Source organism: Microbulbifer maximicatervae (SeqCode) (assembly GCF_052467825.1).
Genome location: NZ_CP174327.1, coordinates 1,271,081 through 1,296,457 on the forward strand (window position 1 = coordinate 1,271,081; position 25,377 = coordinate 1,296,457).

The window sequence follows — 25,377 nt, forward strand, 5'->3', positions numbered from 1 at the left end:
GCATATTCACGATAATTCCTGCGCATCCATATCCACGGCCCAGCGCAGGCGGCGATTTTTATTGCCCTCCGCCCAGGCACACACTCGCGCCAGCAACGGCTGTAGGTGGGCTCGGTTTTGTGCGGTGACCTGAATATAAAATCGGAAGCGCCCGGATTTGCGTTCCAGTAGTGCCGGCACCGGCCCCAGATATTGGATCTGTGGCGATGGGGGTGCCAGGGACTGCATAAAGAGTCGCGCATTTTGTAGAAACTCTTCGGCCCAACCGGGCTCTTCACACTCCGCTCTCACCAGCGCCATAGCACTCGCGGGGGGCAACTGTGCAACCGAGCGATCCCTCAGCAACTGGCGCGCAAAAGCGCCATAGCCTTTTTCCAGCAGCAATTGTAAAAGCGGGTGCTCGGGAAAGCGGCTCTGAACCAATACCCGCCCACTGAGACTGCCGCGCCCCGCACGGCCTGCCACCTGTTCCAATAACTGGCCGGTACGCTCTGGCGCGCGGAAATCTGCACTGAACAAGCCGCCATCGGCATCCTGGATCACTACCAAAGTGACCTTGGGCAAATGGTGCCCCTTGGCCAGCATCTGGGTTCCTAACAACAGGCAGGGCTCGCCCTCTCGCGCCGGTGCTAACAATTTATCCAGCGCCTGTTTGCTCGCCGTGGTATCCCGGTCCACACGTATCACCGGGTAGTCGGCAAAGCGACGGGCCAACAGTTCCTCGCTGCGTTCCGTACCGGCACCCAGGGCCGAGATCGAACGGCTGTGACATTGTGGACAGCTATCAACCAGCGGGCGGCGGTAATCGCAGTGATGGCAGCGCAACTGGCGTTGCCGCCGGTGCATAGTCAGCTTGCTCGAGCAGTGTGGGCAATCCGCCAGCCAGCCGCAATCATCACAAGTCAATGCGGGGGCAAAGCCGCGCCGGTTGATAAACACCAGAGCCTGCTCACCTCGCTCGAGGGTATCACCGATATGGCGCAGCACCTGGGGAGAAAATCCCTCTTCCAGAGGCTCTCGCAGTGTCGGCACTACGTGAATTTGCGGTGGCTTGGCATCACCGGCGCGATAGCGCATACGCAGGTGTTGATAGCGCCCATTCAGAGCGTTGTGCAGGGTTTCCAGAGAGGGCGTGGCCGAACCCAAAACCACCGGTACATTATTGTTCCGGCCCAAAACCACAGCCAAGTCCCGGGCCGAATAGCGCACACCGTCCTGCTGTTTAAAAGAGGCATCGTGCTCTTCATCGACAATCACAACGCCGAGCCTGGGCAGGGGAGTCATAATGGCTGAACGGGTGCCGATCACAATATCTGCCTGCCCACCTGCGGCCGCCAACCAGGATTGAGCGCGCTCGCCGTCGGCCAAGCCAGAGTGCAACGCCGCAATACTGTGCTTGGGAAATCGTGCGGCAATACGCCTCAACGTTTGCGGCGTAAGTCCAATCTCCGGCACCAATAACAATGCCTGGCGACCGCTATCCAGAACCCGCTGCATCAGGCGCAGATAAACTTCGGTCTTGCCACTGCCGGTGGTGCCCTCCAGTAATGAAGCTGAGAAGCCGCTGCAATCGATACTGTCGAGCACCTGTTGCTGTTCGCTATTCAGCTCCGGAGCCGGTGTACTCTCTGCTGCGGGTAGCGGCGCAGGTACGGTAGGGCCTGGAATCCACTCCACCAGGCCGCGATCCTGCAGGGCGCGAATCACGGGGGTATTGTGGCCGAGGGCCTTAAGGTGGGTTCGGCTCTGCTTGCCATCACTCAACAGCAACTGGAACAGAGCCTGCTGCTTGGGCGCGCGCGCCAGTGCAGTTTCCGGTAAGCCCTTTCCCTCTGTCGTGAGCTGAAGCCACTGCTCCGCCCAATGATCAGACGGCTTACCTTTGCGCAGTGCCACGGGCAGGGCTGCAGCGTAGACCTCGCCGAGGGGCGCCTGGTAATAGTCGGCAATCCAGGACAGCAGCTTGCGGCTGCCATCACCAAACAGAACCTCCGAATCCACCAGTTCCAGCGCTGGCTTCAAACTGCTGTGCGGCGACTCCTGCACTATATCCAACAGTACTGCCACTAACTTGCGCCCGGCAAAGGGCACCCAGAGGCGCTGGCCAGGCCGCAGTGACTCCGGCGACAGTCCCTCTGGCGGCAAATAGTCAAACAAGCGCCTCAGGGGCACGGGCACTGCCAGCCTTAAAATGACTCTCTGTTGGACTGACTCCTGCACCTGGCCCCCACTCACTCAAGCAAAAGGCGCTAGTGTAATGGCAGATGTGGCAAGTTGCAGGGCTTCGTCGGGGATAATGACTGTTAAGGAGCCTCTGAATAACTCCGTAAGGCCGAATTGGCGACTTAGGCGTCACAGAGGAATTAGTGAGGTCAATTGTTATCAAAGCTATTGTGCAATGCTAACAAGTGGCCATCCTCAGTTGTTTCGCCACCCAATTGTGCTTGAACCGCGACATTAATCTGATAGTATGCGCCGACTTTTTAAACAGCCTGGAACCATACTGGTTCCTGCACCAATGACGATGCCGTGCTCGGCAAAAGATCGAGTGGCGGTTTCGAAAAGAGGCAATCATGAAAGCAGATATCCATCCTAACTACACCGACATCTCCGCTACCTGTTCCTGCGGCAATGTTGTAAAAACCCGTTCCACTCTGGGCAAAGACCTGCAAATCGACGTTTGCTCCCAGTGCCACCCTTTCTACACTGGCAAGCAAAAGCAGGCTACCACTGGTGGTCGTGTTGACCGTTTCAAGAAGCGTTTCGGCAGCCGTATCGGCAAATAATCCGGGCTCTTCGCTCGAGTGGGCCCGCCGCTTGCGGCAGGGTCCATTCCAAAAAGGCACCTCGCACTGCGATGGTGCCTTTTTTGTATCTATTCATTCCCCATCATACCCAGCAGCCGTAAGCGTCTGTGTACAAAATCAAAATCGACTTGAATCGCTTAACCTTACCGCTATTGGCGACCATTTTATCCTTATAAATCAAAATATTGCGGCTATTTATCCCGAAAATCGTCGACAAGCACGATAAAAATAGAAGTCCGTACCATATATTGCAGATTTTCACGCTTGTAGCGCCAAGCTTCCCTCGGTTATTCTCTGGCCCCCGCAGTAACCGGGATAACACTTAAGTGTTGTCCACAGTATTCGAGAGAAAAGCCCCCAAATGACGGATTCATTGCGCCAGGCAGCGCTCGATTACCACGCGCTCCCCAGTCCCGGCAAACTTTCAGTAGAACTGACGACCCCTGCCGAAACCCAGGAAGACCTGTCCCTGGCTTACAGTCCCGGCGTCGCCGAACCAGTGCGAGAAATCGCCAAGGACCCAGAAGCAGCTTATCGATACACCGGCAAAGGTAATCTGGTAGCAGTCATTTCCAATGGCAGTGCCATTCTCGGCCTCGGCAATCTGGGGCCGCTAGCCTCAAAACCCGTGATGGAAGGCAAGTCACTGCTGTTTAAACGCTTTGCCGATATCAACTCAGTAGATATCGAAGTTGATGCCAGCAGCCCGGAGCAGTTTATTCAGACCGTGGCCTCGATCGCCAACACCTTCGGCGGTATCAACCTCGAAGATATTAAGGCGCCAGAGTGCTTCCATATTGAAGAGACCCTAATCGAGCGCTGCCCGGTACCGGTTTTCCACGACGATCAGCACGGCACCGCCATTGTGACCGTTGCCGGTATGCTCAATGCTCTGGAGATTCAGGGTAAGAAAATTAGTGAAGTGCATATGGTCTGCCTGGGCGCAGGTGCCGCTGCGACCGCCTGCTGCAAACTGCTGCTGGCTGCCGGAGCGCGCAAAGAGCAGATCACCATGCTCGACAGCCGTGGGGTTATCCACTCGGGTCGAACGGATATCAACGCCTACAAAGGTGAGTGGGCACGGGATACCGATATGCGCACCCTCGACGATGCCATCGCCGGTGCGGATGTATTCCTTGGTGTGTCCGGCCCGGACCTGCTCTCCGCCGAGCAGCTACAGCGCATGGCCCCAAAACCGGTGGTCTTCGCCTGCTCTAACCCCAACCCGGAGATTAAACCCGAGCTGGCTCACAGTGTGCGCGACGACCTGATTATGGCCACAGGCCGTTCCGACTACCCAAACCAGGTTAACAACGTCCTCTGCTTCCCGTTTATTTTCCGGGGTGCCCTGGATGTTCGCGCTGCGCGCATTAATGAAGAGATGAAGCTGGCAGCGATCGAGGCGATCCGCAAAATTGCCCACCTGCCGGTACCGGATTCAGTGCGCGAAGGTTATGGCGGTATCGAGCTCAGCTTCGGGCCCAACTATATCCTGCCCAAGCCAACCGACCCGCGTTTACTGCCTGAGGTGGCTTCGGCCGTAGCACGAGCCGCCGTAGACAGTGGCTGCGCGCGCCTGCCCTACCCGGACAACTATCCCCTGGAAACCCTGTAAAGATCACAGATTTCCTCACTTAACCCGTTAGAGCAGGCATTTACCGCTTTCGCTCTAACGGAGTTCTTGAGCCACAAAGCCCCCGTCGCTAAACTGCCTTTCTGTCACAGCATCAAAGTTGCCCAACATAATGAGTCATGTGTACGTGCTGACCAATCAGCACCAGCAGTTCCTGAGTAAAAGCGGCGAATGGACCGATGGCCGCGAACCGAACAAACTGTTTCGCAGCGAGCATAAAGACGTCGCTATCAACCAGATGTTCGAGGCTAATACTCGCAATGTGAGCCTACGCATTGAATTGCTACTGTGCGAACTCAGCATTAAGGGGCAGCCCCAGATCCCCGAGGAAGCTCTGGCACCGGTATCCAGTGATGTGAGTCAGGGTGACCCTGAAATCCCCCCCTCAACACCTGAGGAACTGCCAGAACAGGCCAACCCAGAGATAGAACCCCAGCCTGCGCCTGAAGTCGCACCGGAAGAAGCGCCTGAGGTTGCCCCGGAACCAGCGCCCGCTGAAACGCCCGCACAGCCTGACGAAAACAAATCTGAATCCGCCGCCTGAGCGCCAGAACATTCAGCACCGGCACAGAGAGTCGCCCGAGATGGCAGCGATAAAGAAGCGTTCCGGTAGTACCAAGGAGATTCGAGTGCCCATTTCCCACCTGGCCGCGCTATCGCAAGCCAAACCAGCCCAACTGCTCAAAGGCATCCTCCGCGGTGTCGAGAAAGAGAGCCTGCGTGTCGCTCCCGATGGTGCCCTTGCGCAAACGCCGCATACCACAGCACTGGGCTCCGCACTTACCCATGAAAGTATTACTACCGACTTCTCTGAGGCCCTACTGGAATTTATTACGCCACCAGTAGCAACCCCAGAGGAAGCGTTACAGGTCTTGGACCGTATCCACCGCTACACCTACAACCAGATCGGTGACGAGCGTCTGTGGGTTAACAGCATGCCCTGTGCGATTGGCGAAGATAAAGATATTCCCGTTGCCCGCTACGGCAGCTCTCACAGCGGCACAATGAAAACTATTTACCGGCTGGGCCTGGGGCTGCGCTACGGCCGAGCCATGCAGACCATTGCCGGTATCCACTACAACTTTTCGCTTCCTGAAGAGTTCTGGCTGTGGCTGCATGAAATCGAAGGCAGCAGCGAGGATTTAAAGAGTTTTAAAACCCGTCGCTACTTCGATCTGATTCGCAATTTCCGCCGCAATTACTGGTTGCTGATTTACCTGTTTGGCGCCGCACCTGCGGTATGCGCTTCTTTTGTCGATGGCCGCGAGCACAGTCTTGAGCCCTTCAATGGGGATGACCACACTCTGCACGTGCCCCACGCTACGTCCTTGCGTATGGGCGACCTGGGCTACAACAGCAACGTGCAGCAGTCACTGGTGGTTTGCTACAACGACCTGCGCAGCTATTTATCGACGCTCTGTTCAGCGATCAGCAGTTCCTACGGCCCCTACCAGGAAATGGGGGTTAAAAATGAAGGCGGCGACTACCAGCAATTGTCCACAGGCATACTGCAAATCGAGAATGAGTTTTACTCACCGATCCGTCCCAAGAACCCCGCCAAACGGGGCGAAACAGCGCTGTCAGCCCTGGATAATCGCGGTGTCGAATATGTTGAGGTGCGCTGTCTCGACCTGAACCCCTTCGCCCCCCTGGGAATTGACGCCCAGCAGATGCGCTTTCTCGATAGCTTCCTATTGCACTGCCTGCTCACTGACAGCCCCAAAACCAGTGATGCCGATTACCGCAGTACCCAGGAGAACCAACAGCGTATCGTCTACCGGGGTCACGAGCCGGAACTAACACTGTTGGATAACGGTGGCGAGCGCAAACTGAGCGACTGGGCCACCCAGTTATTGGAAGAGGTCGACTCAGTGGCAGAACTGCTGGATAACGCCTGGGGCGGCTCGCAATACCGCGGCTCAGTGGGCGTGCAGAAGGCCAAGGTGAAAGGGGATATCCTCACACCGGCACAGCAGATACTGGCAGAGATGCGCGAACAAAACATTACCTTTTCCCAGTGGGCTATGGATAAAGCCGAACAGCACCGCCGCTACTTCCTGGAGCGCCCTCTGGACAGCGACTATCTGCAAGACTTCTTACAGCAGGCAGAAACCTCACTGCTCAAGCAAAAAGAAATTGAAGCGCAGGATAGCGGTACTTTTGAAACATTCCTGAGCCGTTACTATGCCCAATACAACTGCTGCCAGGACTAGCGGCTGATACAGTGCCGCAGCCTGAGCGAGGCTTATGAACTATCTGGCACACCTGTTACTGTCCGGGCCCAAACCGCGCTGGCGACTGGGTGGGCTCCTGGGGGACTTTGTTAAAGGTCCCCTGGATGACAGTTGGCCAACGGATATTGAGCATGGTATTCGCCTGCACCGTCGCATCGATGCCATCACCGATGCTCACCCGGCCTACAGGGATGCCCTGGCGCAACTGGACCCGCGCTGGCGTCGCTATGCCGGCATCGCACTGGATATATGGTTTGATCACCTGTTGGCAGAAAACTGGCAGCAGTGGCACCCTGAAGCGCTGGATGAGTTTTGCCGGCGCTGTTGGAGAGACTTTCATTTCGACAGCCGGTATATTCCGCCACGCGCAATGGCATTTATTGAGCGCGCCGAGCAAATTAAACTGCTGCAAAGTTACCGCGAGGAGCGGGTAATCGAGCTGACCCTGGAGCGGGTTGGGCAGCGGTTGCGCCGCCCGGTAGCACTGCAGGAGCTACTGCCTGAACTTATCGCCGGGCGGAACAAACTGGAAAGCAATTTCAATAAACTATTAACCGACTTGAATCTCGAAGCGAACCGCTTTCGACAGCACTATTCAGGACCCGAATTACCATGACCTTACCCAACCCGCGCATCACTTTTCTTCTGGTCTTCCTAATGGTGGCCTTTTTACTCGGCTCCGCCTTTTATCTCGAGTACGTGCAGGGGTTGGAGCCTTGCAAATTGTGTATTACCCAGCGGGTAATGCTATTGGGTGTTGGTGTAGTTTCGTTGATCGCATTCCTGCACAACCCTGCCACCATTGGCCGTCGTGTCTACGGCCTGCTGGTATCCCTGTGGGCAATGGGTGGTCTCTACTTTGCCGGTCGCCAGCTTTGGCTACAAAGCCTGCCGGAAGACCAAGTGCCGGCCTGTGGTCCAAGCGTCAGCTATATGATTGAAGTTTTCCCGATGGCCGATGTGCTCAAGGCGCTGCTGAGCGGCGATGGCAATTGTGCTGAAGTACAGTGGACCATGATGGGCCTGAGTATCCCCGGTTGGGCCGCTATCGGTTTTGCCGGTCTGATCCTGTTCGGTGGCTGGCAAGCATTCCGCAGAGCTTAACAATCTCCGGCGGCTTTACCGGCCGCCATTTCCTACATGTCAAAATCCACGCTGCACAACATACTCCGCTGGCTGGGGGGAGCTGCCATTCTGGTTGCCTGTACCTGGCTGGGCAATTTCACCAGCTCAAGCCTGTCACTACCCATTCCGGGATCTGTCATAGGGATGCTGATGCTACTGGTGATTCTCGTGTTCAATGGTGGGGCTCCCGCAGGCCTTGCCAAAGTCAGCTCACAACTGCTTTACCTATTGCCGCTGTTATTGCTACCCGCGGCTGTCGGGGTATTTTTTTTCCAGGGCCTGACTCTATCCGACTGGCTAGCCTTAATCGCCGCTATTGTGATTGGCACACTGATCAGTATCGCTATTTGCGCACAGCTACTAAAGAAATTGCTGATTCGCTCTGGGGGTAATAGAGAGTGAATGAACTTCTGGCGAGCCCAATCTTTGTATTGCCCTTGAATGTCATAGCTTTTCTTGTCGGCGTTACCCTTTACCGGCGCTACAAGACTGTTCTGCTACACCCTATCATCAGCGCTAGCATTTTGACCGCAATAACATTGAGTGTTCTCCATATCCCCTATGAGAGTTATCAGGGCTCCAGTGCATTACTGTACAGTTTGTTAGGTCCAGCAGTTGTTGCCCTGGCTGTCCCTCTCAAACAAAATCTAGTGATTATCCGCAAAGCCGGTTGGCCGCTACTTGTCACTATTTTTGTGGGTGCGATTTTGGCCCCGGTTATAGCGGTATTAATCGCCTTGGTATTTGGCGCAGGCAAGTCAGTACTACTGGCGTTGAGTGGCAAATCTATTACCACACCCATCGCATTGGCCCTGGCGGAAACAATCCACGCTTCTCTCAGCCTCACTGCAGCTATTGTGGTCTTGACCGGGGTGGTCGGTGCTATCGCTGGCCCAGCTTTAATGAGTAGGCTCAATATTCACGATGAGCGCATTATTGGTATCGTACTCGGCATCAATGCCCACGCGGTGGGGACCGCACGAGCATTAGAAATCAGCGCCCTGTGCGGCGCCTGTGCAGCATTGGCGATGGGTACCTGCGGTGCGCTCACAGCGCTGATTTTGCCGCTCATTATCAGTGGATAAAACACCCTAGATTTGCTCCACCGAAGATCGCCGCAGGCATCGTTGTATTCTGGCGTAGATCACACTCTGCACCTTGCCGTCGGCGGGGGAATCTCCTATCTTCTTAGGGCCTTCGGGATCAGCAATAAAGCTGGCTATCACGGCAAAAGTAACCAAAGGATTCTTGGAGATGCTGGAAAATTGTAAATCTGCGCGCGAGCGCTGGGGTGGCGTCAGTGAAATCATTGACCGCTGGCTACAGTCCCGACAAATCCTGCTGGTAAGTTACTACCATCTATCTGAGAAGAAAGAATTTAACGATGGGGATTCGGAGACCGAAAACGGTGTTCGTCATCTTTGCCAGTTGCTGGTGGACTACGTCTCTGCAGGACACTTTGAGGTATACGAACAGCTCATACTTGAAGGCCAGGCTTTTGATGATAAACAGGGGCTGCAACAAGCGCGGGAACTCTACCGGGATATTGATGTGACCACTGATGTCGCTGTCGATTTCAATGATAAGTACCAGGAAACCGACGATCTATCCAGCCTGAACCCAGATTTGTCACAGCTGGGGGAAGCACTGGAAACCCGCTTTAGTTCCGAGGATCGAATGATCGCACTTTTGCACACAGCCCATAAAAACCAGCTGGTCTAAAAAACTGAATTCATCACTGTAAAGGCGATGGGAAGCCGGCGCCTTTAATCGAATATTTTTGCTGTTGATTTTTCAAGGTAAAAAATAAAGGCGCCCATTGGGCGCCTTTATTGAATCCAAAGTAGTAAATTTAATTACTCGCTTTTGGGCTCTTCTTTTTTCTCTTCTTTCTTCTCGGCGCCATCTTCCTTGCCAACATTGGCTTTGTGCAGCTCCACTTCAAAAATCAGCGTTGCGTTAGGGCCGATCTTACCGCCTGCACCACCCGGGCCATATGCCAGCTCGGAGGGAATGTAAAGCTCCCACTTGGAACCCTCTTTCATCAGTTGCAACGCTTCGGTCCAACCTTTGATAACACCATTAACTGGGAACTGGACCGGCTCACCACGGGCGTAAGAGCTATCAAACTCTTCACCATTAATCAGGGTACCCTTGTAGTCCACTTCAACAGTGCTGTTCTCACTGGGCTGGCCGCCGGAACCCTCAGTAATCACTTTGTACTGCAGACCGGAATCAGTGGTAACAACACCATCTTTCTTGGCATTCTCTTCGAGGAAGGCTTTTCCTTCCTGCAAGTTTTTATCAGCAGTCTCTTTGAATTCTTTCTCTTGCTGAGCCAGCATTTCCTGCTGCTTCTTCTGCATTTGCTCTTGGAAGGCAGCGATAGTTTGCTGCTTTTCTTCTTCAGTCAAACGGGATTCATGGCCGCTGGAGACATCCTTAAGAGCCATCATCACCACTTGGGGATCTAATTTCACATCCTGAGCTTCAAGGCGCTTCGCCATATCTTCGGCAATGATGTAGCTGACCTTCTTCTCCTGGGTGTCCAGGGCAACTTCTTTTTCCTGCTTAGATCCCTGTTCGTTACAGCCGGTCAGCGCCAGGCCAAGGGCAATTGCTGCAGCCAAAGGGTATTTATTCATGGGTGTTGTCTCTTTGTCCGTATTGCGTTGAATGATTCGCGCTTGACCCTGGGTCAATGCCTGCGGCGGCTTATCAAGTAATCCTGATTCGGCCCTTAGCCTCCAGGCGCACCTTTTCCGCCAGTCCGCTCAAGTCTAACCTAAGGCGACTGCAAGTGCATACCGATGACGCGCACACTGTGCAGGACACCACATTCCACCTTAAGGTTCCAGGGACCAGCGAGAAAAAAATACATTTACAGCACTATTTTCGCTGCTTACGGCATACATTTTTTTTAAAAACAGCGCTATTATCGACCAGTCGCCGGTTATTGTTCCGGACTGTTTGAGGTGCTTTTCAGTTTCAGAACAATTTACAGTGTTCAGATCCCCGATTTAAATATGTCTATTACATATAGATCTGATCCGTACACTGTCCGGATGTTCCAATTGATAATAAACGTCAGGACATTTACTCATGGCTGCCAAACAAAGAGCTGTCAATTCAGTCGCAGAACTGGAAGCACAAATTTCCAAGCTAACCGTCAAGCTGGACAAAGCCCGCAACAAGAAAGTTACCGATGCCGGCAAAAGTGTTTTAAAAGCCGGAAAAGCACTGACTTCCGCAAAAGAAAAATTAGCTAAAGCGAAAACCAAACTAGTAGACGCTAGAACTGCAGCCAAGACACGAAAGACAGCTGCCACTCAAAAGCGTGTAGAAACCGCCAAGGCCAATGTAGAAAAGCATAACGAAGTACTCCAGCAAGCAAAGGCATCACACGCCGAAGCAAAGGGTACTGAGTCCCAGGCAAAAGCCGAGCTGAAAGCTGCCGAAGCTGTACGTAAGGCCGGTGTAAAAGCAGAAAAACTGCTGAACAAATCCAAGCCAAAAGCCCGTAAAGCTACCACCTCAAAAAAAGTAGCTGCTCCTAAAGCAACCGCAGCAAAGAGCCGCACTAAAGCAAGCACTACCAGCACCACCAAAACAGCAAAAAAGACAGTGGCAAAAAAAGCCACAGAAAAGAAAACTAGTGCCAAGAAAGCACCGGCAAAAACCGCCGCTACCACTAAAGCTGTAAAGAAAACTCCCGCAAAGAAAGCCTCCACTGCTGCGAAAAAAGCGCCAGCCAAGAAAGCTTCTACTGCCGAGAAAAAAACTCCAGCGAAGAAAGCTCCAGCTAAAACTACTGCTGCCAAAAAACCAGCGGCGAGCAAACCCTCTACGGAAGCCAAGCCTGCAACAGTCAAGCCAAGCGCAGAAACTCCAAAGGTGAAGGCTGCCAGCAAGCCAGAAACCGTAGAGAAGCCCAAAGACGATTCAAAAACCATGGCTCCAGCTGAGCAGCAGAAACCGATGGATGCTCCGCGCCCAGCAGCAACGATTACTCCTAGCACTCCGGCAAACAGCCTGTTTTCTTCGGAGCAACCCAGCGGCGAGTAGTCTCGGGACTCCTCGCAGCCAAATATAGTGCTGCTTAATTGGGCTCTGTACTTTTCACGACTGTATTACCGGCGACCCCAGAAAAGTACAGTGCCCAGAGGGGTGTAACAGTGGCTTAACCCGCTGCCCCCCTGTGAGCCAAGTAGCTTTCGATCAGGCCCGCCCAGCGGGCCTGATCTTTTTGCTGCAAACCATATTGCTGGGATGCTAGCTCCAGTGCAGAACGATCCCCCGGCCAGTCCTCAGCATAAATTTTCCACAGCGCGGCCAACTGTAACTGCTCCAGCTTCAATTCATAGCGTTTACACAGTGCGTAGGCCCGCTGGGTATGGGGGCGCAAACTCCCCAACCAACGACGCAGGTGTCGCACACTGCGAATCATTCGCCTGCGCGGCGCAACGCCTCGATCTGCGACTCTCCATCCCTCTTCACTGATTTCCTTGCCACAAACGGCTGTATAGCTCGCCCACAGCAGAAGACACACGTCAGCGCCATTTCTGTCCTGGCAGTCGAGTAGGAACTTCTCGACATCCTGGTAGGCGTAAAAGTCCAAGCTGAACTGCCAGAGGGGGTTTTCCTTGGGGGAAGATGGAGGTGAAGTATTTGTCACGTTAGAATCCCGACCCTTTGCTGATCGGCATAGTGCCCCAGTCTCTGTGGAGTCCGGGTCTGTTCAATAGCCTAGCATTCATCGGCCTATCCATATGAGGTTTTTCCAGTGATCAATTTACAAGGGGTTTCTCTGCACCGAGGTGAGCGCGACTTGCTTGACAGCGCAGATTGCAGAATCTTCCCCGGCCACAAAGTGGGAATTATCGGTGCCAACGGCTGTGGCAAGTCAACCCTGTTCAAACTGCTGCTTGGACAACTGGAAACCGATGCAGGGCGGGTAGACCTCCCCAGCACCTGGCGTATCTCCCATATGGCTCAAGAGGTAGAAGCTAGTGAGCAGTCAGCACTGGATTACGTTTTAGACGGCGATAGCGAGTTGCGGCTATTGCAAAAGCAACTGGCAGAGGCCGAAGCAAGCGGCGATACCGACGGTCACAAACTGGCAGAACTGCACGAGCGCATGGCCAGTATTGATGGCTATAGTGGCCCAGCGCGCGCCGCGCAACTCCTCGACGGGCTCGGCTTTTCCCACGAAGAGCAACAGCGCCCCGTTCGCAGCTTCTCAGGTGGCTGGCGTATTCGCCTCAATTTGGGCCGTGCCCTGATGTGCCCCGCAGATCTTATGCTGTTGGACGAGCCCACCAACCACTTGGATCTGGATGCCACCCTTTGGCTGGAACAGTGGCTGCAACGCTTCCCCGGTACCCTGCTGATTATTTCCCACGACCGCGACTTTCTCGATGCAGTGGTCGACGGCATTGTCAGTTTTGAACAGCAAAAACTGGTCTTGTACAGCGGCAACTACAGTGCCTTCGAGCGCGCTCGCGCTGAGCGCCTGGCCCAGCAGCAAATACAGTTTGAAAAACAGCAGGCCGAACGCGCACATATGGAAGACTTTGTGCGGCGCTTTCGCGCCAAAGCGAGCAAGGCCAAGCAGGCACAAAGCCGCCTGAAAGCCCTGGACCGGATGGCTCTGATTGCCCCAGCCCATGTGGATTCCCCTTTTCATTTTACTTTGCCATCCTCAGAGAAAACCTCTAATCCGTTAATCGACCTGCGCGAGGCGGATATCGGCTATGCCGAAAAAATAGTGGTAAAGAACGTTCAGCTGGGTATTCAACCGGGTCGCCGTATCGGCCTGCTCGGCCCCAATGGTGCGGGCAAGTCTTCTCTAATCAAAACCCTGGCTGGCACACTCGCCCCCCTCAGCGGCGAGCGCCAATGTGGCGAACACTTGGCCATCGGCTACTTCGCCCAGCATCAGCTGGAAGCACTGGATAGCAACGGTTCCCCATTGCTGCACCTGCAAAGGCTGAGCCCCGATGCCTCAGAGCAATCGCTGCGGGATTTTCTCGGCGGCTACGGTTTTATCGGCGATCGGGTTTTCGAAACCGTAGGGGGCTTTTCCGGCGGTGAAAAAGCCCGTTTAGCCCTGGCGCTACTGGCCTGGCAAAAACCTAACCTGTTGCTTCTCGATGAACCGACAAACCACCTTGATTTGGAAATGCGCCACGCCCTGACCTTGGCACTGGCGGAGTTTCCCGGTGCCGTCATATTGGTTTCCCACGATCGTCATCTACTGGCCAATACTGCCGACGAATTTATTCTGGTGGCCAATGGCCGCGCCGAACCCTATAGCGGCGACCTTGATGACTACAAACAGTGGCTGCTCGGCTTTAACCGGGAAAAGAAACGCAAAGAGGAGAGCGCCTCCACTGATACAGGCACAGAGGAAAAAGCCCCTGAGGATAAGAAGGCCCAAAGGCGCGCCGCCGCCGCACTACGCGAACAACTGAAGCCCCTGACCAACAAACTCAAAAATATTGAGCGACAGATGGCTGCGGCAGAAAAGGCATTGGCCGCAGTACAGGAAAAACTTGCCGATGAGGCGCTATATAGCGGCGGCCAGCAGGAGGAAATAGCTCGACTTAATAAAGAGCAGTCGGAGCAGCAGGAATTAATGGAAGAACTGGAAATGGAATGGCTGGAAATTTCTGAGAAGCTCGAAGAAATTCGCAGCGAGTAACTTTATAGAAAATCATTTTAAACAATATCTTCAGCGGGCTTCAGAACCTTTCTGCCGCCCGCTGAAGAAATCGATTTTAGTTGTCCTTAACGAATGCAACCGTATTCATCCACTGCAATACCAATCGGTGTATTTGGGCATTGATCGATATAGCTGGGTACACCATCAAAATCTGTATCCAGCGGGCAGCCATCTAATTGCACATCGATTCCCACTGGCGTCTGCGGACATTGATCAGTGGCATCAATAACACCATCGGCATCTTCGTCATACCAGAAATCCGGATATTCAAGCCATTGATAGCCGACCGCCAAGCTGGCAAAACCATCGACACCACCTTCTTCGACCCCCTGGAAAAGCCGTATATCTGCGCGGGCCTGCCAACGGGGCCCCAGGTGATATTTAATTCCCATTCCCACATTCACCATATTTTGCCGGTCATGCCAGTCACAATGGTAGGGCGGGTAGGGATAATGGTGGCCGTCTGGCCGATCCTCAGGGACATAGAATTTCTTACGACAATCCCAAGGATAGGGATAGTATGGGTCGTAGGGATGATCCGGATCATAGACATACTTTGGGTCATCTGGATGCCAGTGCTTTTTACGGTAGCGCCGGTCGTAATTAATACGCATTTCACCCAGGCCAAACGCGACATAGGGCTGCCAACAAAAATTACCGCAGAACTGCCCTCCAAATTGATATAGGAGATCTATGCGGTAGTTATACACATCTACTTTCTCGGGCGTATCCGCAACACTCACGACGAAATAGTCGACAACCCCTTCCATCGCCCAATGATTTGTCATGTTAAAGCCAAAACCGGCACCGACACCTGAGGTATCTCGCATTTCAAAACCGCGAAATGGCGTGCCTTGTAGGCGGTCACCATCAAACCAATGCTTACCCCCATTAACATAGAGGTTTAAAGTTCCAACAAAATCAGCACGGACTTCAGAAACTGTAAAGAGTAAGATAAACGGCAGGCTATAGAGAAATGAAAGCAGAGGGTCACGCCTTCTCATTAGAAACACCAAGATTCCTTCCTTGATCAACCCCCCAAATTATTATTAACATCAATATCTATTAATAAAAATAATTCGGTTTTGTTTTCGCGATGCTTCCTGAATCCGGTTCTTATTGGAAATAAAATTCGATAATCACAGCACCACTAGAAGCATAGACGGCTAGTGGCGAAAAACAGTAATAAAGACAGGAGAGTTAACCCTTGCTGGCACCCAATATCGATAACTATGTTAGGAACTTGGTTCACCCACAAAACATACAAACCACCTGCTATGTCCCCAAAAGTATCCGTGAGTACGCACAGGACTTCCAAAATAATTCCAATAGCAACAGTAAGTGGTATCACAAGCGCAGTAGTGATGGACTAACCCGGATCGACCAATTAGTAAGCCAGGCAGTACAAATTCAAACAAATGATTACGGAAGGATTACCCGTGTCGCCAAAGTACTAGTGGAAACCCTATATACCTGGCTTACTGGATTTGATCCCTCCACACCCACCAAGCTACTCGATAGCGATGGAATAACACGCCGTAAAGATGCCGTTTTAGCTTTACTCGGTGGAGCTTACTGCTGGTATCGACAAGCCAGTGAAGCTTTCAGCTCTGAGAGGAGAGCAATATCCAACATCGAAGCCCATTTGGACGTCCCTTTCTCACTATTTAATTACCGATTTAGCCGCAGTGGTTTTAATCTGCACACAGTGACAACACTGTTATACCGTGGCGATACCCGCCCACCACAGAAGCTGTGGCAAGCCGGGGGATTCTTTCCCTGGATGAATCAAAATGGCCGCTTTGATCCGCACCTGGGTACCGGAGCATCTAACCAAGTCATTTCAACCACTACCAATGCAAATATTGTTGCGCGCTTTGCCTGGCACAACAAAACTTATTGCCCAAAAAGGTATTATTTTGTGCATGGAACAAATGAGGGTGACTTAGCCACTACCGGTTTTATCTATGAGCTCGATAAAAGAAACCACCAATGCGTAGAGGTTTCCACTGTCACCCAGGGACGTGAAGTTGCCTTTATGGCTATTCCCAACCAATTTATTCGCCGCTTTCGCATGCGTTATTTTGCAGGCACCCAAAATAATATTGAACTGTCGGACTGGATGTCCTATGACAGTAACACCATCCGCAACCTGAATGTTGTCGAAGACAAGCGCCGATGGGAAGCGGCCAAGAAAAACTGGAATGAGTTTTTCTAACAATAGAGGTAGGCTGTTGCATGCCACTGGTGCCATGTTAGCACCGGTGGCAAACATCGATCGTCAGTGCGAATTATTCGCCTTTGGACTCTTCAACTGTTGACGCATCTACCTTAGTGGTAGTTAGCGGCAGCGCTTCACCAGGTAACCTGCGGTATACCAGATCCCAAACACCGTGCCCCAGTCTCTGCCCTCGACGCTCAAACTTGGTCTCTGGGCGCCATTCTGGCCGGGCAACATAATCACCCTCACTGGCGGTATTTTCTAGCAGGTTTTCACCCTGCAATACTTCCAGCATATGCTCGGCATAATTCTCCCAATCTGTCGCCATATGCATAAGGCCGCCGGTTTTTAACTTGCTGCAAATCAGGCGAACAAATTCCGGCTGCACTATCCGGCGCTTGTGGTGCTTCTTCTTGTGCCAGGGGTCAGGGAAGTACAGCTGGAAACGATCCAGGCTCCCATCGGCAATACAATCGTTTAGGACATCGACCGCATCGGCCATGTAAACACGCAGGTTTTTGATACCTGCCTTGCCGGCATTATTGATCAACCGGCCAACCCCCGGCGGGTGTACTTCAATACCAATAAAATCCTTATCTGGCTCGGCTTCAGCCATGGTCAGCAGGGAGTCACCCATACCGAAACCGATCTCTAACGCCAGTGGCGCCTCGCGGCCAAAGACCTGTTGGCGATCCAGAGGTCCATCAAATAGGGAGAGTCCATACTGCCCCCAATAATTGTCAAAGGCATTGCGCTGCCCCTCTGTCATTCGCCCCGCGCGAATCACATAGCTGCGGATAGATTTCTTCTTAAATTCTGTGCGGTAGGGAAAATCTTCCGCAGATTCGTCTTGCATTATTCGCGACCTCTTATGCGAAACGGTTTATATCTTGATGTTTTGTTCGGGCTCGGTATCTGAGTGTAAGCCCAGTAAAGGTGGCTACTTAGAGAAATTAAATGCGGCAAAAAACAGGGCTACCCAACCGGCAATCATCATCAGCCCACCGAGAGGAGTGATTGGACCTAACCATCGGGGGCCTCCCAGTGCCAAGGCATAGAGACTGCCGGAGAAGAAGATAATACCGAAAGTAAAAAGAGCACCGCTCAGGGTCAGCGATAATCGGTTTCCCCAGTTTTGCATTAGCAGTACCACACCAAACAACGCCAGGGCATGGATCATCTGGTACTGGACTCCGGTTTTATAGGCCTCTAACAGGTTCTCTGCCACTTTACCGCGCAGGCCGTGAGCCCCAAACGCCCCCAGAGCCACACCACTAGCGCCAAAGAATGCACACAGCAGCAGATAGAGTTTGGCCATTACCTTCCCTTTTTGTTTTACCCAGTGGTGACAGGTATGCCTGTAACAGGCGGGACAAAAAAAACCGCGCTACTGCGCGGTTTTTTACCCGTGTACCAGAATGCCGATTTAGGCTTCCATAGCAGCACGCACTTTCTTCATGGCATTTTTTTCCAGCTGGCGAATTCGCTCAGCGGAAACACCATACTTATCAGCCAACTCATGCAATGTGGATTTCTCCTCACTGAGCCAGCGGGCCTGAATAATATCGCGGCTGCGATCATCCAGTTGTGCCATGGCACTGGCGAGGCTGGTCAAGTTGGTTTCCTGCCAGTTATCCCGCTCAAGCTGGGCGGCCGGATCAAAACTGCGGTCTTCCAGGTAGTGAGCCGGTGCCTGCCAGGCGGTATCGTCATCGTCATCGACACCCGCATCAAAAGCCGCATCGTGTGCAGCCAGGCGGCCTTCCATTTCATGGACCTGGGTAACATCCACATTCAGGTCTTTGGCGACGGCTTTAGCTTCTGCATTGGTCAACCAGGCGAGTTTTTTCTTCTGACCGCGCAGGTTGAAGAATAATTTGCGCTGCGCCTTGGTGGTGGCAATTTTGACAATACGCCAGTTGCGCAGGATAAATTCGTGGATTTCAGCTTTAATCCAATGTACCGCAAAGGATACCAGGCGCACTCCCTTTTCGGGATTGAAGCGTTTGACGGCCTTCATCAAACCGACATTACCTTCCTGAATCAGGTCGGCTTCATTGAGCCCGTAGCCGGAATAAGATTTGGCGATATGCACTACAAAGCGTAGGTGTGACATGACCAACTGGCGTGCAGCATCGAGATTTTCGCGGTAATAGAGGTCTTCTGCCAGGTGCTTTTCCTGTTCAGCGGTCAGTACGTCAAAACCACTGACGGTCTGGATATAAGCTCCCAGGTTGGCGCCCGGAGACAGCGTATGCACTGGCTGTAGGCTGGTTCCCATTCAGGTCTCTCCTGTCATTATTAGTCGGCCGATCTTACCGGCCGCTGCCGGCGGATACTGTATCCGGCGACAAGCTGGACTCAGTGTAGCACTTGCACGGGCAGATAAGAAAGCCCGCCAACAACTACCGTATTCTGTTGTATTTCGCGGAATTAGAGGGGCTTTTTACGCCTCAGGTTCCCTTTGCCAGAACACTTTACCCTTCTTGATCAGACTGAACGGTCAGCGGGGTTCTATCTTGCGAGTGTGTCGCGCTACCGCAAGCCAAGCCCCTAATAGGCCCAGAGAGGAGGCCCCCAAAGTTAATTGAAAGAAGTAACTGGCGCCCGGCCCTCTCAGTTCGAAGCTACTGCCATAACTTGATGACAGACTCTCAACTGGACCAGACAACATAGCCACACCACCTGCAAGCAACAGCCACGCCAACAGCCCACCAAATAGTCCATAACAAATGCCACTGTAAAGGAACGGCCGTCGCACAAACGCATTAGTGCCGCCAACGAGCTTTACTACCAGGATCTCCTCCCGACGACTTTCGATATGCAGTCGTATGGTATTGATCACCACCAATACCACTCCCAGTGCCAATAACAGGGCTAGACCTGCGGAGAGACGCTGCCCCAGTTCGGTGATCTGGGCGAGGCGCTGGACCCAGGCGAGATCCAAGACCACTGAATCCGTCAGTGCCTGGGCTCTCAGGTTCTCCACCAAAGCCTGAAGTTTATCGCCGTCCTTCGCATCCCTTGGCCGCAGCAACAGCACTGCCGGCAGGGGGTTGGCATCCAGGCCAACCAATACATCCCCAAGCCCCGAGGCCTGTTCAAACTCTGCCAGTGCATCTTCCGGGGAGACATAAGTTACCTCCGCGATAGCGGGGTCACTGCGCAATTTGTCGGCCAGGGAATTAACCGCAGCCTGTCTCGCATCTTTGTGTAGAAAAACAGAAATTTGTGGCTGCCCATCCCAACCAGCCACCGCGCGCTGGAAATTCAACAATCCCAATTGCAATGCCGCCGGCAGGGCCAGGGCAATAGCAATCACCAGCGCCGTCATTGCACTGGCCATGGGTGCGCTAAAAAATCGACTGACAGAGTCGGCAGCCATCTCACGGTGATGCCCCAACCAGCTATTCCATCGATCGCCCAGCCCTGTTTGCGCAACAACAGCGCCGGTGCTGCGCACACGCTTGTCTGCGGCAGGGTTGGCCTGCCGTTGCGCTTTAGCTTGGGTGTACTTCACGGCTCGGAACTCCGTCGTAAATCAATTGGCCAGCCTGTAGGGTCAATACCCGTCGGCGCATCCGTGCAATCAGCTCCAAGTCGTGGCTCGCCACCAGCACCGTAACCCCCACAGCGTTAAAGTCGGCGAACAACTGCATGATTTCCTGAGAGAGTGTTGGGTCCAGGTTGCCGGTGGGCTCATCGGCAACCAGTATCACGGGCTTATTAACGACTGCGCGGGCAATCCCAACCCGCTGCTGCTCACCACCAGACAACATAATGGGATTTTGCTTTTCCTTATGCAGCAAGCCGACCTTATCCAGGGCTGCGCGAACCCGACGCCCCACCTCGCGCTTATTGCAACCAGCAACAGACAAGGGCAGGGCAATATTGTCAAAAACGCTTCGGTCGAATAGCAGCTGGTGATTCTGGAAGACAATACCCAGGTTGCGACGGTAGTAGGGGATCTGGCCATTGCGCAGGCGGTTGAGATTCTGTCCGGCGACAAGAATACTGCCCTTAGTAGGGCGTTCAATCGCGGTCAGGAGTCTCAGCAAAGTACTTTTACCCGCACCGGAGTGACCGGTTAGAAACACCATATCGCCACGGGGGATTTCCAGGCTGACTCGCACCAGGGCATCCTGCCCCGATGCGTAACGCTTGTTCACATTATCGAAAGTGATCACGGCTTCTGTTGTTCTTGTTATTTCCTAGGCGAATTATCAGGCCTTATCGCGGCCAAACAGGGCGGATACGAACTCACGAGCACGGAATGGCTGTAGATCTTCCGCCTGCTCACCCACACCGATAAAACGCACCGGGATGCCGAAACGACGAGCCAGGGCAAAGATAACGCCGCCTTTGGCAGTACCATCCAATTTGGTCAGCACCAAGCCAGTAACGCCGGCCGCCTCACGGAACTGAGAGGCCTGGTTAATCGCATTTTGGCCAGTGCCAGCATCCAGTACCAACAGCACCTCGTGGGGCGCGCTGGGGTCCAGTTTGCCCATCACCCGGCGCACCTTGGACAACTCCTCCATCAAGTTGGATTTGGTGTGCAGGCGCCCGGCGGTATCGGCAATTACCACATCGACGCCGCGCGCCTGGGCAGACTGAACCGCATCGAAAATAACTGACGCACTATCGGCACCGGTATGCTGCGCTACAACCGGTACATCGTGGCGCTGCCCCCAAACCTGCAGCTGCTCAACTGCTGCGGCACGGAATGTATCACCGGCAGCCAACATCACCGACTTGCCTTCACCGAGAAAGCGGTGAGCCAGCTTGCCGATTGTTGTGGTTTTACCCACACCGTTTACGCCCACTACCAGGATGACGTAAGGCTTTTTGCTAATATCGATTTCCAGGGGAGCATCAACACTATCGAGTAAGTCAGCCAGCTCCTGCTGCAATGCCTTGTAAAGTGCATCGCCATCGGCCAGTTCCCGACGGGATACCCGTTCGGTCAGGCGCTCGACGATCTCGCTGGTGGCCTCAACTCCCACATCTGCCATTAACAGCTGTGTTTCAAGTTCTTCCAGTAGATCTTCATCGATCTCCTTGGCCCCGAGGAACAGGTTTCCCATCCCCTCGACAAACTGGTTGCTGGTGCGGCTGAGGCCGCGACGAATACGCGCAAAGAAGCCCTCTTTCTTTTTGGCTTCCGGTTTCGGCTGCTCTTTGGCTCTGGGTTTTGGAGCTGGCTCGGGCTGAATCGGGGCTGGCTTTTCGTCTTCCTCTTTTACAGGCTCTGCTGCTACAGCCACCTGGGGGGCTTCGACAACAGCCTCCGGCTCGCCCGCGGCATCGGTATGCTGCGCCCAGCTGGCACTTTCCTCTTGGGGCGCAGAAGCTGGGGCAGTGGGTTCATCGATAGAGGCCTTTGTCTCCTCCAGAGCGGGAGTTTCTCCCTGGGCAGGCGACTTTTCCTCTATGTCTGAGGGCGTTTTATCCAGCGCTGAGGACTCTTTATCTTGAGCTGAAGGCTCTGGGCTCTGCGCCGATGATTCCTCTTCAGACGCAGCAGTGACCTCCGCCTGGGATTGCTGGGGTTCACTTTGTTCGGGCTTGCGCTTCTTCTTTTTGCGCAGGAAGTCAAAAATCATTCGTATGTCCGGATGTACCGCTTGCAGAAAGACGCTAATCTTAGCATCGCTAAGCCCCCAGTAGAGAGTTACCTTGGCCAGAAGTTCATCCCGAAAGCAAAGCCCGCAAAACCTTTCACAGTTACGCATCATTGGCGGACAGTGGCGCGGGCGAAAATTACAGTTTGCCCCAGTGGAGGGCTTGAGACCTACCGGCGACCGACTGCGGGAGGTTCTGTTTAACTGGCTACAGTTCTACCTGCCCGACGCCCGCTGCCTGGACCTCTTTGCCGGTTCAGGTGCCCTGGGTCTGGAGGCGCTATCCCGAGGCGCTGGCTCGGTAGATTTTGTCGAGCTGAATACTCGCGCTGCGCGAACCCTGGCGGAACAGTTAAAACAGTTAAACGCCCGGGAAGCCAAAGTCCATAACTGTAGTGCAGAAGAGTTCCTCAGAAGTAATGGAAGTAAATACGACCTCGTATTTATCGATCCCCCTTTTGCTGACAATCTTTGGCAGGCAACTCTAGGCGCCCTGTCCAGCCATCTTTCGCAGGATGCATTAATCTATGTGGAAACACCGCGAGACACAGTGGTTGCATCAGTACCTGGCTGGGAACAGGAAAAAGAAAAACGTGCGGGACAGGTGTGTATGCGCTTGTTTCGCCGTGCTGGCCCGTCAGGTTAGGAAAGAATAAAAAGATTCGGTTTTGACCTTAGCCGTAAATTGTTTACCATTCGCATCCCATTCGGCCCGCATTTAAGCCCTGGCGTATGAAAAAAGTCGTCTATCCCGGAACCTTCGATCCCATCACCAATGGTCACTTGGACTTGGTGGAGCGCGCATGCCGCTTATTTGACCACGTTATCGTGGCTGTGGCTGCCAGCAATCGCAAAAACCCCCTGTTCACCTTAGAGGAGCGGGTAGAACTTTCACAAAAAGTTCTCGGTCACCTGCCCAATGTCGAAGTCATTGGGTTCGATATCCTGCTCGCCGACCTGGTGCGCCAGGTAGATGCTTATGGCGTACTGCGCGGTCTGCGCGCGGTGTCCGACTTTGAATACGAATTCCAGCTGGCCAATATGAACCGCCAGTTAGCGCCCAATATGGAAAGCCTGTTCCTGACACCGGCAGAACATTTGTCCTACATTTCATCCTCTTTAGTACGTGAAATTGCCTCCCTGGGCGGCGATGTCACCAAGTTTGTTCCGGCTGCTGTACAAAGCGCGCTGGAAGAGAAATTTCGTTAAGCCTGAATCTGGCTATTTCTGATACACTCGAGCGGATTTATCCACAATCCGCGGAGTGTTACGTGCGCAACTTTCTCGCCGCCTTTGCACTGGTTCTGAGTCCCGCTTTCGCTTTTGCCGATGAACCACAACCGGAGTTTGATACCGGTCGTACTGCCGTTAAGTCCTCAACGGCCAACTTCTATATGGCAGTCACTGCCAACCCCCACGCCAGCCGGGCTGCCGAGCAGATTCTCGCCCGGGGCGGCAGCGCTGTGGACGCCGCCATTGCCGCTCAGATGGTATTGGGATTGGTAGAGCCACAATCCTCCGGGATTGGTGGCGGGGCATTTATGCTCAGCTATGACGCTGCGGCAAAGAAGCTCAAGTACTACGACGGGCGCGAGACAGCCCCCTCTCAGGTAGACGAAAATTACTTTATCCGCGATAACAAGCCGCGTTCATTTTTTGAGTCTGTAATTGGCGGCTACTCGGTCGGCGTTCCCGGTGTTGTGCGAATGCTGGAAATGGCTCACGAGCGCGATGGCAAGTTACCCTGGGAGCAGTTATTTCAGCCGGCCATACACCTGGCCAAATCCGGCTTTCAGATATCACCGCGCCTCCACCAGCTGTTACTGCGCATGCCAAAGGTGGCTGCTCGACCGGCAATTGCCAGCTACTTCTTCAACAGTGATGGCAAACCTCTACCGGTGGGTCACAACTTGAAGAACCCGGCTTACGCGGAAACTCTGGAGGCAATTGCCCAGGGCGGTGCGGATGCCTTCTATCACGGCGACATTGCCAAGGCTATCGTCAAAGCTGTGCGCTATGACAGTGCCAACCCAGGGCTCCTGAGCCTCGAAGATATGGTTAGCTACCGGGCCAAGGAGCGCCAGCCCCTGTGTTCGGAGTTTCTCGAATATCGTGTGTGCGGTGCCGATGCCCCATCGTCCGGCGGCACCACCGTCGGTGGCATCCTGGGCATGCTGCAACAGTTTCCACTGGAGCGCTTCGAGCCTGGCAGTGATCTGCTCACCCACTTATTTATCGAAGCTTCGGAACTGGCATTTGCCGATCGCAACACCTACTCCGGTGATTCCGACTTTGTCCAAGTACCCAGTAAATCACTGGTGTCCAGGGATTATTTGGCTCGCCGCGCGCAGTTAATCGACCCGGACTCCGCCACAGCTGCGACTCCGGGTACCCCAGCCGAACTCGGATTGAAGCGGGTGATGGCCCAGTCGCCAGAGCTGCCCAACACCAGTCATTTAGTGATTGTCGACCGCTACGGTAATGGCGTCAGTATGACGACCAGTATTGAAACCGGCTTCGGGTCGCGCCTGATGGTAAAGGGCTTCCTGCTCAACAACCAGCTCACCGATTTTTCCTTCACTCCAAAAAACAGTAGTGGGGAGCGGGTGGCCAACCGCATTCAAGCGCGCAAGAGACCACGCTCTTCCATGTCCCCCACTATCGTTTTCAACAAAGATGGCAGCATGCGCCTTCTGGTGGGTTCCCCCGGCGGCTCACGAATTATTGACTACACCGCGCGCACCATTCTCTACCACCTGGGCTTGAATATGCCGATTGCCGAAGCGATTTCTGCGGGAAATATCGGTGCAATCGGTAAGAGGGTCGAATTGGAGCCCGGCTTTTTCAGCCCCGATACTATCGAGAAACTCGAAGCCCGTGGGCACGAGGTTGTCGAAAGGGGCCTCAACAGTGGTATCCATGCAATCGCTTTGCAAAATAACAAGCTGTACGGGGGAGCCGACCCCCGCCGCGAGGGCAGCGCCCAAGGGCGTTAACATTGATCAACCG

25 protein-coding genes are annotated in these 25,377 nt (G+C 53.7%); 15 read left to right on the plus strand and 10 right to left on the minus strand.

All coding sequences use genetic code 11. The features are described 5' to 3' along the window. Positions 1-6 precede the first annotated feature (6 nt). Positions 7-2,220 (minus strand): primosomal protein N', encoded by a 2,214-nt coding sequence (locus ACJJII_RS05680; RefSeq protein ID WP_444918584.1) that lies wholly within the window; start codon positions 2,218-2,220, stop codon positions 7-9. Positions 2,221-2,573: 353 nt separating this feature from the next. Between ACJJII_RS05680 and rpmE the strand changes: the two genes are divergently transcribed. The 9 genes from rpmE (at position 2,574) to rsd (ending at position 9,521) form a co-directional block, all read left to right on the plus strand. After that, positions 2,574-2,786: a 50S ribosomal protein L31 gene (gene rpmE / locus ACJJII_RS05685; RefSeq protein WP_108734996.1), complete on the plus strand. Its 213-nt coding sequence runs from the start codon at positions 2,574-2,576 to the stop codon at positions 2,784-2,786. A gap of 382 nt (positions 2,787-3,168) precedes the next feature. Further along, positions 3,169-4,422 (plus strand): malic enzyme-like NAD(P)-binding protein, encoded by a 1,254-nt coding sequence (locus tag ACJJII_RS05690; protein ID WP_108734997.1) that lies wholly within the window; start codon positions 3,169-3,171, stop codon positions 4,420-4,422. A 130-nt stretch (positions 4,423-4,552) separates the two neighbouring features. Next, the gene (locus tag ACJJII_RS05695; protein WP_444918585.1) at positions 4,553-4,984 is read left to right on the plus strand and encodes a hypothetical protein; all 432 of its coding nucleotides are present in this window, start codon (positions 4,553-4,555) and stop codon (positions 4,982-4,984) included. A gap of 40 nt (positions 4,985-5,024) precedes the next feature. Further along, entirely contained in the window at positions 5,025-6,653 is a 1,629-nt protein-coding gene (gshA, locus tag ACJJII_RS05700) for a glutamate--cysteine ligase (RefSeq protein ID WP_413663800.1), read from the plus strand. Positions 6,654-6,687: 34 nt separating this feature from the next. After that, entirely contained in the window at positions 6,688-7,290 is a 603-nt protein-coding gene (locus ACJJII_RS05705; protein WP_282930664.1) for an acyl carrier protein phosphodiesterase, read from the plus strand. Beyond that, entirely contained in the window at positions 7,287-7,778 is a 492-nt protein-coding gene (locus ACJJII_RS05710) for a disulfide bond formation protein B (protein WP_282930663.1), read from the plus strand. The genes ACJJII_RS05705 and ACJJII_RS05710 overlap by 4 nt, the downstream gene beginning before the upstream one ends. A gap of 36 nt (positions 7,779-7,814) precedes the next feature. Then, complete coding sequence (locus ACJJII_RS05715) at positions 7,815-8,201, plus strand: CidA/LrgA family protein (protein WP_413663802.1); 387 nt, start codon at positions 7,815-7,817, stop codon at positions 8,199-8,201. Further along, positions 8,198-8,884, plus strand: a complete 687-nt coding sequence (locus ACJJII_RS05720; RefSeq protein WP_444918586.1) for an LrgB family protein — start codon at positions 8,198-8,200, stop codon at positions 8,882-8,884. Before ACJJII_RS05715 ends, ACJJII_RS05720 begins: the two co-directional genes overlap by 4 nt. A 169-nt stretch (positions 8,885-9,053) precedes the next feature. Next, complete coding sequence (gene rsd / locus ACJJII_RS05725) at positions 9,054-9,521, plus strand: sigma D regulator (RefSeq protein WP_413663804.1); 468 nt, start codon at positions 9,054-9,056, stop codon at positions 9,519-9,521. Between the two features lie 134 nt (positions 9,522-9,655). Here the strand turns inward: rsd and bamJ are convergent, their stop codons facing one another. Continuing rightward, positions 9,656-10,444, minus strand: a complete 789-nt coding sequence (gene bamJ, locus ACJJII_RS05730) for an FKBP-type peptidyl-prolyl cis-trans isomerase (protein ID WP_444906864.1) — start codon at positions 10,442-10,444, stop codon at positions 9,656-9,658. A gap of 457 nt (positions 10,445-10,901) precedes the next feature. On the opposite strand from bamJ, the gene ACJJII_RS05735 reads away from it, so the two are divergent. Then, positions 10,902-11,864 carry a histidine kinase gene (locus ACJJII_RS05735; protein ID WP_444918587.1) on the plus strand — a complete coding sequence of 321 codons (963 nt, stop codon included), beginning with the start codon at positions 10,902-10,904 and terminating at the stop codon, positions 11,862-11,864. Between the two features lie 115 nt (positions 11,865-11,979). On the opposite strand, the gene ACJJII_RS05740 is transcribed toward ACJJII_RS05735, so the two are convergent. Next, positions 11,980-12,474, minus strand: a complete 495-nt coding sequence (locus ACJJII_RS05740; protein ID WP_413663807.1) for a TIGR02444 family protein — start codon at positions 12,472-12,474, stop codon at positions 11,980-11,982. A 108-nt stretch (positions 12,475-12,582) separates the two neighbouring features. Between ACJJII_RS05740 and ACJJII_RS05745 the strand changes: the two genes are divergently transcribed. Then, a complete protein-coding gene (locus ACJJII_RS05745) occupies positions 12,583-14,502 on the plus strand; it encodes an ABC-F family ATP-binding cassette domain-containing protein (RefSeq protein ID WP_444918588.1) in 1,920 nt (639 codons plus the stop codon). An 86-nt stretch (positions 14,503-14,588) separates the two neighbouring features. Here ACJJII_RS05745 and ACJJII_RS05750 read toward each other — a convergent pair whose 3' ends face one another. Next, positions 14,589-15,527, minus strand: a complete 939-nt coding sequence (locus ACJJII_RS05750) for an outer membrane beta-barrel protein (protein ID WP_282930654.1) — start codon at positions 15,525-15,527, stop codon at positions 14,589-14,591. A 203-nt stretch (positions 15,528-15,730) separates the two neighbouring features. On the opposite strand from ACJJII_RS05750, the gene ACJJII_RS05755 reads away from it, so the two are divergent. After that, complete coding sequence (locus tag ACJJII_RS05755; protein WP_413663809.1) at positions 15,731-16,741, plus strand: hypothetical protein; 1,011 nt, start codon at positions 15,731-15,733, stop codon at positions 16,739-16,741. Positions 16,742-16,814: 73 nt separating this feature from the next. Here ACJJII_RS05755 and trmB read toward each other — a convergent pair whose 3' ends face one another. The 6 genes from trmB to ftsY all read right to left on the minus strand — a co-directional run bounded on the left by trmB (position 16,815) and on the right by ftsY (position 22,140). Continuing rightward, complete coding sequence (gene trmB / locus ACJJII_RS05760; protein WP_444918589.1) at positions 16,815-17,600, minus strand: tRNA (guanosine(46)-N7)-methyltransferase TrmB; 786 nt, start codon at positions 17,598-17,600, stop codon at positions 16,815-16,817. An 84-nt stretch (positions 17,601-17,684) separates the two neighbouring features. Further along, positions 17,685-18,062 (minus strand): DUF423 domain-containing protein, encoded by a 378-nt coding sequence (locus tag ACJJII_RS05765; RefSeq protein WP_282930651.1) that lies wholly within the window; start codon positions 18,060-18,062, stop codon positions 17,685-17,687. Between the two features lie 108 nt (positions 18,063-18,170). Further along, positions 18,171-19,025 (minus strand): RNA polymerase sigma factor RpoH, encoded by an 855-nt coding sequence (rpoH, locus tag ACJJII_RS05770; protein ID WP_282930650.1) that lies wholly within the window; start codon positions 19,023-19,025, stop codon positions 18,171-18,173. 222 nt (positions 19,026-19,247) lie between these two features. Beyond that, entirely contained in the window at positions 19,248-20,264 is a 1,017-nt protein-coding gene (gene ftsX, locus ACJJII_RS05775) for a permease-like cell division protein FtsX (RefSeq protein ID WP_108735012.1), read from the minus strand. Beyond that, entirely contained in the window at positions 20,245-20,931 is a 687-nt protein-coding gene (ftsE, locus tag ACJJII_RS05780) for a cell division ATP-binding protein FtsE (RefSeq protein ID WP_444918590.1), read from the minus strand. The genes ftsX and ftsE overlap by 20 nt, the downstream gene beginning before the upstream one ends. A gap of 36 nt (positions 20,932-20,967) precedes the next feature. Next, a complete protein-coding gene (gene ftsY / locus ACJJII_RS05785; protein WP_507015501.1) occupies positions 20,968-22,140 on the minus strand; it encodes a signal recognition particle-docking protein FtsY in 1,173 nt (390 codons plus the stop codon). A 283-nt stretch (positions 22,141-22,423) separates the two neighbouring features. Between ftsY and rsmD the strand changes: the two genes are divergently transcribed. From rsmD to ggt, 3 genes are all read left to right on the plus strand, one after another. After that, positions 22,424-23,014 (plus strand): 16S rRNA (guanine(966)-N(2))-methyltransferase RsmD, encoded by a 591-nt coding sequence (gene rsmD, locus ACJJII_RS05790; RefSeq protein WP_444918591.1) that lies wholly within the window; start codon positions 22,424-22,426, stop codon positions 23,012-23,014. Positions 23,015-23,100: 86 nt separating this feature from the next. Next, positions 23,101-23,577, plus strand: coding sequence for a pantetheine-phosphate adenylyltransferase (gene coaD / locus ACJJII_RS05795; RefSeq protein WP_282930647.1), 477 nt, complete (start codon positions 23,101-23,103; stop codon positions 23,575-23,577). 62 nt (positions 23,578-23,639) lie between these two features. Beyond that, positions 23,640-25,364: a gamma-glutamyltransferase gene (gene ggt / locus ACJJII_RS05800; RefSeq protein WP_444918592.1), complete on the plus strand. Its 1,725-nt coding sequence runs from the start codon at positions 23,640-23,642 to the stop codon at positions 25,362-25,364. Positions 25,365-25,377: the final 13 nt, after the last annotated feature.

Coding starts and splice junctions, on each gene's coding strand:
- ACJJII_RS05710 (WP_282930663.1), top strand. CDS start 7,287: ATGACCTTACCCAACCCGCGCATCACTTTTCTTCTGGTCTTCCTAATG.
- rsd (WP_413663804.1), top strand. CDS start 9,054: ATGCTGGAAAATTGTAAATCTGCGCGCGAGCGCTGGGGTGGCGTCAGT.
- ACJJII_RS05705 (WP_282930664.1), top strand. CDS start 6,688: ATGAACTATCTGGCACACCTGTTACTGTCCGGGCCCAAACCGCGCTGG.
- gshA (WP_413663800.1), top strand. CDS start 5,025: ATGGCAGCGATAAAGAAGCGTTCCGGTAGTACCAAGGAGATTCGAGTG.
- ACJJII_RS05735 (WP_444918587.1), top strand. CDS start 10,902: ATGGCTGCCAAACAAAGAGCTGTCAATTCAGTCGCAGAACTGGAAGCA.
- ACJJII_RS05695 (WP_444918585.1), top strand. CDS start 4,553: ATGAGTCATGTGTACGTGCTGACCAATCAGCACCAGCAGTTCCTGAGT.
- ACJJII_RS05715 (WP_413663802.1), top strand. CDS start 7,815: ATGTCAAAATCCACGCTGCACAACATACTCCGCTGGCTGGGGGGAGCT.
- rpoH (WP_282930650.1), bottom strand. CDS start 19,025: ATGGGAACCAGCCTACAGCCAGTGCATACGCTGTCTCCGGGCGCCAAC.
- trmB (WP_444918589.1), bottom strand. CDS start 17,600: ATGCAAGACGAATCTGCGGAAGATTTTCCCTACCGCACAGAATTTAAG.
- ACJJII_RS05690 (WP_108734997.1), top strand. CDS start 3,169: ATGACGGATTCATTGCGCCAGGCAGCGCTCGATTACCACGCGCTCCCC.
- rpmE (WP_108734996.1), top strand. CDS start 2,574: ATGAAAGCAGATATCCATCCTAACTACACCGACATCTCCGCTACCTGT.
- coaD (WP_282930647.1), top strand. CDS start 23,101: ATGAAAAAAGTCGTCTATCCCGGAACCTTCGATCCCATCACCAATGGT.
- ACJJII_RS05750 (WP_282930654.1), bottom strand. CDS start 15,527: ATGAGAAGGCGTGACCCTCTGCTTTCATTTCTCTATAGCCTGCCGTTT.
- ACJJII_RS05765 (WP_282930651.1), bottom strand. CDS start 18,062: ATGGCCAAACTCTATCTGCTGCTGTGTGCATTCTTTGGCGCTAGTGGT.
- bamJ (WP_444906864.1), bottom strand. CDS start 10,444: ATGAATAAATACCCTTTGGCTGCAGCAATTGCCCTTGGCCTGGCGCTG.